This window comes from Streptomyces apricus, from assembly GCF_008369065.1.
Classification (GTDB): Bacteria; Actinomycetota; Actinomycetes; order Streptomycetales; family Streptomycetaceae; genus Streptomyces; species Streptomyces apricus.
Genome location: NZ_VDFC01000023.1, coordinates 58,559 through 68,730, shown reverse-complemented (window position 1 = coordinate 68,730; position 10,172 = coordinate 58,559). Strand labels below are relative to the sequence as shown.

The window sequence follows — 10,172 nt, the reverse complement described above, 5'->3', positions numbered from 1 at the left end:
GGTACTAATAGGCCGAGGGCTTGTCCTCAGTTGCTCGCGTCCACTGTGTTGGTTCTGAAACCACGAACAACCCCATTGCCATGGTCACGGTGATGGTGCGGTTGAGAGTTTCATAGTGTTTCGGTGGTCATAGCGTGAGGGAAACGCCCGGTTACATTCCGAACCCGGAAGCTAAGCCTCACAGCGCCGATGGTACTGCAGGGGGGACCCTGTGGGAGAGTAGGACGCCGCCGAACAAATATTGAATGGGAAAGCCCCCGCACTTCGGTGCGGGGGCTTTCTTGCGTTCAGGAGGCGTAATGCGTTCGGCCGCGGAGGCTGCCGCGGCCCCTCCGCACCCGCGACGGACGCCTGAGGGTAAGGTCAGGGCGTAACGTCGGCACGTTCCCACAGGAGGCCCCCGGGTGGAGGTCCAGGAGACCCGCGTCCAGACAGACCGGGTCCTCACCATCCCGAACATCCTCAGCATGGCGCGCCTGGTGGGCGTACCGATCTTCCTGTGGTTGATCCTCTGGCCGGAGTTCGGCGGCCCCAACAGCGACGGCTGGGCACTGCTGGTGCTCATGTTGAGCGGTATCAGCGACTACCTGGACGGCAAGCTCGCCCGGCGCTGGAACCAGATCAGCAGTCTCGGCCGGCTGCTGGACCCCGCGGCCGACCGGCTCTACATCCTGTCGACCCTGCTCGGGCTGACCTGGCGGGAGATCCTGCCGCTGTGGCTGACCGGCATCCTGCTGGCGCGGGAGCTGGTCCTGCTCGTGATGGTGGGCATCCTCAGACGGCACGGCTATCCGCCGCCGCAGGTTAACTTCCTCGGGAAGGCTGCAACTTTCAACTTGATGTACGCCTTCCCGTTGTTGCTGCTCAGTGACGGAAGCGGGTGGCTCGCGTCACTCGCTGCTATTTTCGGCTGGGCGTTCGCCGGATGGGGTACAACTCTGTATTGGTGGGCAGGAATCCTATACGTGGTCCAGGTCCGCCGCCTTGTTCGTGCGGACAACCATGGCCGACTGAGCCCGCCCAATGGGCGGCCGTAGAGGTCTTAGATGGCCCGCATCGACAATGTGCGGGACAATCTGACGGGTGAAGTCGGCTTGACCGTCTCTTCAAGGAGGACGCTTCCGACATGAAGGCCGTCGTGATGGCCGGCGGCGAAGGCACGCGCCTTCGCCCCATGACCTCAAGCATGCCCAAGCCGCTCCTGCCCGTGGCCAACCGCCCGATCATGGAGCATGTGCTACGGCTGCTCAAGCGGCATGGGCTCAACGAAACCGTCGTCACCGTCCAGTTCCTGGCCTCCCTGGTCAAGAACTACTTCGGTGACGGTGAAGAGCTCGGTATGGAGCTCACCTATGCCAACGAGGAGAAGCCACTCGGTACTGCCGGCAGTGTCAAGAACGCCGAGGAGGCACTGAAGGACGACACCTTCCTTGTCATCTCCGGCGACGCTCTGACCGACTTCGACCTCACCGATCTCATCAATTTCCACAAGGAAAAGGGTGGGCTGGTCACCGTCTGCCTGACCCGTGTTCCCAATCCCCTGGAATTCGGCATCACCATCGTCGACGACGAGGGAAAGGTCGAGCGCTTCCTTGAGAAGCCGACCTGGGGCCAGGTCTTCTCGGACACGGTGAACACCGGTATCTACGTCATGGAGCCGGAGGTCTTCGACTACGTCGAGGCCGATGCCTCCGTCGACTGGTCCGGCGACGTCTTCCCCCAGCTGATGAAGGAAGGCAAGCCGATCTACGGCTATGTCGCCGAGGGCTACTGGGAGGACGTCGGCACGCACGAGAGCTACGTCAAGGCGCAGGCCGACGTCCTCGAAGGCAAGGTCGACGTCGAACTGGACGGGTTCGAGATATCGCCCGGGGTCTGGGTCGCGGAGGGCGCCGAAGTACACCCCGACGCCGTCCTGCGAGGACCTCTTTACATCGGGGACTACGCCAAGGTCGAGGCGGACGCCGAAATTCGTGAGCACACCGTGGTGGGCTCCAATGTCGTCGTGAAATCCGGGGCATTCCTGCACAAGGCCGTTCTGCACGACAACGTGTACATCGGCCAGCACAGCAATCTGCGTGGCTGCGTCGTCGGGAAGAACACCGACATCATGCGGGCCGCGCGCATCGAGGACGGCGCCGTCATCGGGGACGAGTGCCTCGTCGGTGAAGAATCGATCGTGCAGGGCAACGTGCGGGTGTACCCGTTCAAGACGATCGAGGCCGGCGCCTTCGTCAACACGTCGGTCATCTGGGAGTCGCGGGGCCAGGCCCACCTCTTCGGAGCCCGTGGCGTGACCGGCATCCTGAACGTGGAGATCACGCCCGAGCTGGCCGTGCGCCTGGCGGGGGCGTACGCGACCACGCTCAAGAAGGGCGCCACCGTCACCACCGCCCGTGACCATTCCCGGGGTGCCCGCGCGCTCAAGAGGGCGGTCATCTCCGCCCTGCAGGCCAGCGCGATCGACGTACGGGACCTGGAGAACGTGCCGCTGCCGGTGGCGCGGCAGCAGACCGCGCGGGGCAGCGCCGGCGGCATCATGATCCGTACGACGCCCGGGGTCCCGGACTCGGTCGACATCATGTTCTTCGACGGGAACGGGGCGGACCTCTCGCAGGGCAGCCAGCGCAAGCTGGACCGCGTCTTCGCGCGCCAGGAGTACCGCCGGGCCTTCCCCGGTGAGATCGGCGACCTGCACTTCCCGGCGAGCGTCTTCGACTCGTACACTGGGTCCCTGCTCAGGAACGTCGACACGACCGGGATCGCCGAGTCCGGGCTCAAGGTCGTCGTGGACGCCTCGAACGGCAGCGCCGGACTGGTGCTGCCCAGCCTGCTCGGCAAGCTCGGGGTCGACTCGCTGACCATCAACCCCGGACTCGACGAGTCGCGTCCCACGGAGACGGCGGACGCCCGCCGGTCCGGGATGGTGCGGCTCGGCGAGATCGTGGCCTCCGCGCGGGCCGCGTTCGGCGTGCGGTTCGACCCGGTGGGCGAGCGGCTCTCCCTCGTCGACGAGAAGGGCCGGATCATCGAGGACGACCGGGCCCTGCTCGTCATGCTCGACCTGGTCGCCGCCGAACGCCGCAGCGGGCGGGTGGCCCTGCCGGTGACCACCACCAGGATCGCCGAGCAGGTGGCGGCGTACCACGGGACGCAGGTCGACTGGACGACCACCTCGCCCGACGACCTGACGCGGGTCGGGCGCGAGGAGTCCAGCATCTTCGGCGGCGACGGGCGCGGCGGGTTCATCGTGCCCGAGTTCAGCAGCGTGTTCGACGGCACGGCGGCCTTCGTCCGGCTCATCGGGCTGGTGGCGCGCACGCAGCTCACGCTCAGCCAGATCGACGCGCGCATCCCGCGGGCGCACGTCCTCAAGCGCGATCTGGCGACTCCCTGGGCGGTCAAGGGCCTCGTGATGCGACGCGTGGTGGAAGCGGCCGGCGACCGGTCCGTGGACACGACCGACGGCGTCCGCGTGGTCGAGGCCGACGGGCGCTGGGTGCTGGTCCTGCCCGACCCGGCGGAGGCGGTCACCCACCTGTGGGCCGAAGGACCCGACGACGCCTCGGCGCAGGCCCTGCTCGACGAGTGGGCGTCGGTGGTGGACAGCGCCGGTCGCTGAGCCGTACGCACGCGTGCCGGACGGTGCCCTCAACAGGGCCCGTCCGGCGCGTCGGTGGGGCCGTTCGAAGGCAGCGGTCGCGACGTGCGACGATGTGCGGCATGCCGCAGCAGCCCCCCGTTCGGAGCAGCCCGTTCGGAGCAGCCCCCCGCGCCCCCCGCGCCCGGACGCGTCCATGTCGCTGCTCACCAACGTCATGGACCACAGCCTGGACGAGGGGTACGCCGAGGCGGCCGCCCGCAAAAAGGCCGAGGGCGGGGGCGGGATGCCCAGGACGCTGCGGGCGAAGCTGGGCCTCGCGGCGGGTCTGGTGCTCGCGGCACTCGTGGTGACCGTGGGCGCGGCGCAGGCGCGGATAGCGGCACCGGTCGTCGCCAAGGAGCGCGGCGAGCTCATCGACCGCATCGACCGGCAGACCGCGGCGGCCGAGAAGCTTGAGGACGGCATCGACGAGCTGCGCGACGACGTCGGTGCCCGCCAGCGCGAGGCGCTCCGCAAGCACGGCGGCGACCAGGGCGAACTGGTGGGCATCCTGGCGGGAGCCGTGGAGGTGCACGGGCCCGGTGTGAAGCTCGTCGTGGACGACGCCGAGGAGGCCGACCAGGGCGGCGAGGGGGACGCGCGCGAGACGTCCGGCTTCTCCGACACCGGCCGCGTACGCGACCGCGACATGCAGCGCGTCGTCAACGGACTGTGGGAGTCGGGCGCCGAGGCCGTCACGATCAACGGACAGCGGCTGACGGCCCTGTCCGCGATCAGGGCCGCGGGCGACGCGATACTGGTCGACAACAAGCCGCTGGTGCCGCCGTACACGGTGTTGGCCGTGGGGGACGGCGAGAAACTGAGCAGCGCTTTCCGCGAGAGCGGCGACGGGCAGTACCTGGACGCCCTGCGGAAGAACTTCGGGATCAGGACCAGCCTGTCCGTCGAGGACGAGGTCCGGCTGCCCGCAGCCCCGAGTGTGATCGTACGAACAGCACAACCCAGCGCAGAGAAAGGCACATCGTGATCGCCGTACTGGGCCTCGTCGTGGGAGTCGTGGCCGGACTGTTGGTCCGGCCCGAGGTTCCGGCGGTGGTCGAGCCCTATCTCCCGATCGCCGTCGTCGCGGCGCTCGACGCCGTGTTCGGAGGGCTGCGGGCCATGCTCGACGGCATCTTCGACGACAAGGTCTTCGTGGTGTCGTTCCTGTCCAACGTCGTGGTGGCCGCGCTCATCGTCTTCCTGGGCGACAAGCTGGGCGTCGGCGCCCAGCTGTCCACGGGGGTCGTGGTCGTCCTCGGTATCCGCATCTTCTCCAACGCCGCGGCGATCCGCCGGCACGTCTTCCGGGCGTGAGGCCGATGAGCAGCGAGGACGGAACGCCGGGGACCTCCGGGAACCCGCTGCGCAGGGAACTGCCCGAAGAGGTCGCGGCGCAGGCACCGGCGGGAGCCGGGGAGCCCGGGCCGCCGGCGGCCGCGCCGGAGCCGGGCGGCGCGCCCGGGCTCACCGGCCGGCAGCGGCTGGTGAAGGGCCTGTGGCCGCCGCGGGTGTCCCGTGCGCAACTGATCGTCGCGCTCCTGTTGTTCGGCCTCGGCTTCGGCCTGGCCGTCCAGGTGGCGTCCACCAGCGACGACGACGGCGCCCTGCGCGGCGCGCGCCAGGAGGATCTCGTACGCATCCTCGATGAACTCGACGACCGCACACAGCGTCTGGAAGAGGAGAAGCAGGGGCTGGAGGACCAGCGCACCGAGCTGGAGAACAGCTCGGACCAGGCCGAGGAGGCCCGCAAGCAGACGGTCGAGAAGGAGAGGCAACTCGGCATCCTGGCGGGCACCGTGGCGGCGCAGGGCCCCGGCATCACACTGACGGTCGACGACGGGAAGGGGACGGTCGAGTCCGACATGCTGCTCGACGCCGTCCAGGAACTGCGCGCGGCCGGAGCGGAGGCGATCCAGGTCAACGGCGTACGGATCGTCGCCGGCACCTATCTGACGGATGTGGGCGGGGGAGTCGCGGTGGACGGGAACAAGATCAGCTCCCCCTATCGTTTCAAGGTCATCGGCAAGCCGCAGGACCTCGAACCGGCGCTCAACATCCCTGGCGGAGTGGTGCAGACTCTGGAGAAGGAGCAGGCCACTGTCACGGTGGACCGCGTCGGCAAGATCGTCGTGGACGCCTTGCGACCGGCGAAGCAGCCTGACTACGCTCGGTCGTCCTCCCGGTGAGCCGGAGGTGCTTGGAGACCGTCCCGCAAGGGCATGAGCTTGCGGGGGGTCGGCGCACCGATTGGCTGGTGCGTGGTGGAAACTGTCTGGTGGATACGGACGTTGTGAGGGTGTCCGGCTCGACCGGTGTGTGCAATCAGGGTTCGTCCTGCCCCACGGGCGGGTCTGTTTCGGTCAAGGGGAATCGCCCGTGAAGTTGTTTGCGAAGTTGTTCGGCAAGAGCGCACGAGACGGTGGCGACAACGCCACCGCCCGCCATCGCGCACCGCGCCCCTCCGAGGGTGAGGGACAGGCGGACCGCCCGCTGTTCCGGGACCAGGTCGGTGGGCCGGGCGGGGACATTTCCGGTGGTCAGGGCGCGCGGTCTGTTGACCCTGCCCAGTCGGGGCGCATAGGTTTCGGGGATCCGTCAGCCTCAGGTGCGGGTGGAGGTTTCGGCTCCGACCCGTACGCGACCACTACCTCGGCGGGGCAGCCGCAACAGGAGGATCCGTCCATGTCGGCCCTGGTGTGTACGAGGTGCGGCAACCGCAACGCGGAGGCGAGCCGCTTCTGTTCCAACTGCGGTGCTCCGCTGCGGGCCGGGGCGACCCCCGAGCGTCCGTCGGAGACCACGTCGACGATCTCCATCTCCGGTCTTGAGGCGTACGACGCCGAGGCAACCGGCCAGACGCAGATGCCGATGCTGTCCCCGGAGGCGCAGGCCGCCGTCGACGCCCTGCCGCTCGGCTCGGCGCTCCTGGTGGTGCGGCGGGGGCCCAACTCGGGCAGCCGCTTCCTGCTGGACGGCGAGCTGACCACGGCCGGCCGTCATCCGCAGAGCGACATCTTCCTGGACGACGTGACCGTGTCGCGCCGTCACGTGGAGTTCCGCCGGGAGCCCGACGGTTCCTTCACGGTGGCGGACGTCGGCAGCCTCAACGGCACGTACGTCAACCGGGAGCGGATCGACCGGGTTCCCCTGTCGAACGGTGACGAGGTGCAGATCGGCAAGTACCGGCTGGTCTTCTACGCGAGCCAGCGGGGCATCTGACCCTCACCCAGACTTTGTCCGGGGAGACGACCCCCAGGGAAGGTCCATGCTTCGAACCCCGAGCGGCGGCGCCGGACACGGCGCCGCCGCCACGGACGGTGCTCTGATGAGCATCGGCACCGTGCTGAACGCCCTGCGCGACGAATTCCCCGAGGTCACGGTCTCGAAGATCCGGTTCCTGGAGTCCGAGGGGCTCATCGAGCCGCAGCGGACCCCCTCCGGGTACCGCAAGTTCAGCCCCGACGACGTGGAGCGTCTGGGCCACGTGCTGCGCATGCAGCGCGACCACTACCTGCCCCTGAAGGTGATCCGGGCGCACCTGGACGCCATGGCGCGGGGCGAGGCGGTCGCCCTGCCCTCCGTGGGGCCCCAGGGCGACGGTGAGGCCCCCGGCGAGCCCGAGGAGCCCGTGGTGGCCCGGATCGGGCGCGCGGAGCTGCTGGCCGCCGCCGAGATCGGCGAGCGGGAGCTCGACGAGTGGGAGTCCTACGGGCTCATCACCCCCCTGCCGGACGGCGTGTACGACGCCGAGGCGGTCACCGTGGCGGCCCTGGTCACCGAACTGGGGCGGTTCGGGATCGAACCGCGGCACCTGCGTGCCGTCAAGGCCGCCGCCGACCGGGAGGCCGGACTGGTGGACCAGGTCGTGGCCCCCCTGCGGCTGCACCGCAACCCGCAGACCAGGGCGCACGCGCAGGCGCGCACCAAGGAGCTCGCGGGCCTCGCGGTGAAGCTGCACGCCGCCCTGGTGCAGTCCGCGCTCGGGGTGCGGCTGCCCTGATCCGGCGGTGCTCGGGGGACGTGGGATGGGGCACCATTCCGTGCTCGACTACCCAAAGGTGCCGGGCACGGCCTAGGGTTGCTGTGTGAACGAGCTCGACGTCGTAGGTGTCCGGGTGGAAATGCCCTCCAACCAACCGATCGTGCTCCTGCGTGAAGTGGGAGGCGACCGTTACCTCCCCATCTGGATCGGGCCGGGGGAGGCGACGGCGATCGCCTTCGCACAGCAGGGCATGGCCCCCGCGCGACCGCTGACCCACGACCTGTTCAAGGACGTGCTGGAGGCCGTCGGCCAGGAGCTGACCGAAGTGCGCATCACGGACCTGCGGGAGGGTGTCTTCTATGCGGAACTGGTGTTCGCCAGCGGGGTCGAGGTCAGTGCCCGGCCGTCCGACGCCATAGCGCTGGCGCTGCGCACCGGTACGCCCATCTACGGCAGTGACGGGGTCCTGGACGACGCGGGCATCGCGATCCCGGACGAGCAGGAGGACGAGGTGGAGAAGTTCCGCGAGTTCCTCGACCAGATCTCGCCCGAGGACTTCGGGACCAACAGCCAGTGACGGCCTGACGGCATCCCGCAGCGGCCGATGACCCTCCGGGAGCGCCGGACGACAGGCCGTGCCGCTGCCGGCCCGAGGGCATTCGGCTAGCCTTTCCCCGCAACGGGGCACGGGAAACCACTCTCAGGGTGATTATCACCCGGCGTGCCGAGTGTGGCGATCGTTGACGCGCCCCTGGTGACTGCCTACCTTCGTGAAGGCAGGTCAAGGACGGAGGTCGGCGTGAGAAGCAGCGGCGACGGTACGGCTGGGGGTGCTCCCGGACGCGGTCCGGGGGAGAGCGGCCCGTACCCGCTTCAGAGCAGCGCGGCCGATCACGTACAGCGGCCGAAGGCAGTACCGGGGGACGGCGGGACGGCGTCCGCGGAGATCGGTTACCGCGGTCCCACGGCATGTGCCGCCGCGGGGATCACCTACCGGCAACTGGACTACTGGGCCAGGACGGGGCTGGTCGAGCCGAGTGTGCGGTCCGCCCAGGGGTCGGGGACGCAGCGGCTCTACAGCTTCCGCGACGTGGTCGTCCTGAAGATCGTCAAGCGGTTCCTCGACACGGGGGTCTCGCTGCAGAACATCCGCAGCACGGTGCGGCACCTCACGGAGCGCGGCGCCTGCGACCTGGAGCGCATGACGCTGATGAGCGACGGCGCCACGGTCTACGAGTGCACCTCGCCCGACGAGGTGCACGCGCTGCTGCAGGGCGGACAGGGCATCTTCGGGATCGCCGTGGGCGTGGTGTGGCGGGACGTGGAGAGCGCGCTCTCCCAGCTGCACGGGGAGCGCGTCGACACCGGCGAGACGCTCGTGCGGCCCAATCCGGCGGACGAGCTGGCGCGGCGGCGCAACCGGGCCGTCTGAGCAGGCTTTCCGGCCGGGCTTTCCGACCGGCCGGGACGCGCTCCGGAACGGGCCCGCCGCGGTGGCATTGTCAGTGGCGTAGGGCAGCATCGGTGGGGTGAGAACCGCGCCCACGATCCTGCATCTCGACATGGACGCCTTCTACGCCTCGGCGGAGCAGGCGGCCAAGCCGAGTCTGCGCGGGAAAGCGGTCGTCGTGGGCGGTCTCGGACCGCGTGGCGTCGTCGCCACCTGCTCGTACGAGGCGCGGGTCTTCGGGGTGCACTCGGCGATGCCCATGGCGCAGGCCCGCCGGCTGGCCCCGAACGCCGCCTACCTCGTACCGCGCTTCGGGCTCTACCGGCAGATCAGCGAGCAGGTGATGGGGCTGCTGCGGGAGCTGTCGCCGCTGGTGGAGCCGCTGAGCCTGGACGAGGCCTTCGTGGACCTGGAGGCCGGGCAGACGGCCTGGGACGAGGCGTCGGCGCTGCTGGCCGGGAAGAAGCTGCGCGCCGACATCCGGGCCGTCACGGGGCTCACCGGGTCCGTGGGGCTCGCGGGCTCCAAGATGCTGGCGAAGATCGCCTCGGAGCAGGCCAAGCCGGACGGGCTCGTGCTCATAGAGCCCGGCACCGAGCGGGCGCTGCTCGCCCCCATGTCGGTACGCGTCCTGCCGGGCGTCGGGCCGGCCACCGGGGACCACCTGCGGCGGGGCGGGATCAGCACGGTCGGGGACATCGCCGAGGCGGGCGAGGACGAGCTCGTACGGCTGCTGGGGAAGGCGCACGGGAGCGCCCTGTACGCCATGGCGCTCGCGCGCGACCGGCGGCCCGTGGTGGCCGAGCGGGACACCAAGTCGGTGTCGGTCGAGGACACGTACGACGTGGACATCCACGACCGGGCGCGGGTGCGGGCGGAGGTGCAGCGGCTGGCCGACCGGTGCGTCCAGCGGCTGCGGGCGGCGCACCTGTCGGGGCGGACCATCGTGCTGAAGGTGCGGCGGTACGACTTCTCCACGCTGACCCGGTCCGAGACGCTGCGGGGGCCCACGGACGATCCCGCGGTGGTGCGGGAGGCTGCCGCCCGGCTGCTGGAGGCCGTGGACACCACGGGGGGTGTGCGGTTGCGGGGGG

At 69.7% G+C, this 10,172-nt stretch carries 10 protein-coding genes and 1 rRNA gene; all 11 read left to right on the top strand.

Annotation, left to right across the window (positions count from 1 at the left end; genetic code table 11):
• Positions 1-119: 119 nt before the first annotated feature.
• Positions 120-236 (top strand): 5S ribosomal RNA (gene rrf, locus FGF04_RS07650).
• Positions 237-404: 168 nt separating this feature from the next.
• Positions 405-1,037 carry a CDP-alcohol phosphatidyltransferase family protein gene (locus FGF04_RS07645; RefSeq protein WP_149510484.1) on the top strand — a complete coding sequence of 211 codons (633 nt, stop codon included), beginning with the start codon at positions 405-407 and terminating at the stop codon, positions 1,035-1,037.
• 89 nt (positions 1,038-1,126) lie between these two features.
• The gene (locus tag FGF04_RS07640; RefSeq protein WP_149510483.1) at positions 1,127-3,622 is read left to right on the top strand and encodes a mannose-1-phosphate guanyltransferase; all 2,496 of its coding nucleotides are present in this window, start codon (positions 1,127-1,129) and stop codon (positions 3,620-3,622) included.
• 175 nt (positions 3,623-3,797) lie between these two features.
• On the top strand, positions 3,798-4,631 hold the full coding sequence (locus tag FGF04_RS07635; RefSeq protein WP_149510482.1) for a DUF881 domain-containing protein: 834 nt from the start codon (positions 3,798-3,800) through the stop codon (positions 4,629-4,631).
• Positions 4,628-4,960, top strand: coding sequence for a small basic family protein (locus FGF04_RS07630; protein ID WP_003988855.1), 333 nt, complete (start codon positions 4,628-4,630; stop codon positions 4,958-4,960). The genes FGF04_RS07635 and FGF04_RS07630 overlap by 4 nt, the downstream gene beginning before the upstream one ends.
• Before the next feature lie 5 nt (positions 4,961-4,965).
• Positions 4,966-5,832, top strand: a complete 867-nt coding sequence (locus FGF04_RS07625) for a DUF881 domain-containing protein (protein WP_149510481.1) — start codon at positions 4,966-4,968, stop codon at positions 5,830-5,832.
• Positions 5,833-5,893: 61 nt separating this feature from the next.
• The gene (locus tag FGF04_RS07620) at positions 5,894-6,865 is read left to right on the top strand and encodes an FHA domain-containing protein (RefSeq protein ID WP_149510480.1); all 972 of its coding nucleotides are present in this window, start codon (positions 5,894-5,896) and stop codon (positions 6,863-6,865) included.
• A 46-nt stretch (positions 6,866-6,911) separates the two neighbouring features.
• Entirely contained in the window at positions 6,912-7,646 is a 735-nt protein-coding gene (gene ftsR / locus FGF04_RS07615) for a transcriptional regulator FtsR (protein ID WP_149510479.1), read from the top strand.
• 85 nt (positions 7,647-7,731) lie between these two features.
• Entirely contained in the window at positions 7,732-8,205 is a 474-nt protein-coding gene (locus FGF04_RS07610) for a bifunctional nuclease family protein (RefSeq protein ID WP_006123076.1), read from the top strand.
• A gap of 222 nt (positions 8,206-8,427) precedes the next feature.
• Entirely contained in the window at positions 8,428-9,060 is a 633-nt protein-coding gene (locus tag FGF04_RS07605) for a MerR family transcriptional regulator (RefSeq protein WP_149510478.1), read from the top strand.
• A 97-nt stretch (positions 9,061-9,157) separates the two neighbouring features.
• The coding region (locus FGF04_RS07600; RefSeq protein WP_149510661.1) for a DNA polymerase IV at positions 9,158-10,172 on the top strand (1,015 nt) is incomplete at its 3' end.

What these genes read in the sequence shown, in the direction of transcription:
- FGF04_RS07640 (WP_149510483.1), top strand. Translation starts at nt 1,127, where the DNA reads ATGAAGGCCGTCGTGATGGCCGGCGGCGAAGGCACGCGCCTTCGCCCC.
- FGF04_RS07635 (WP_149510482.1), top strand. Translation starts at nt 3,798, where the DNA reads ATGTCGCTGCTCACCAACGTCATGGACCACAGCCTGGACGAGGGGTAC.
- FGF04_RS07625 (WP_149510481.1), top strand. Translation starts at nt 4,966, where the DNA reads ATGAGCAGCGAGGACGGAACGCCGGGGACCTCCGGGAACCCGCTGCGC.
- ftsR (WP_149510479.1), top strand. Translation starts at nt 6,912, where the DNA reads ATGCTTCGAACCCCGAGCGGCGGCGCCGGACACGGCGCCGCCGCCACG.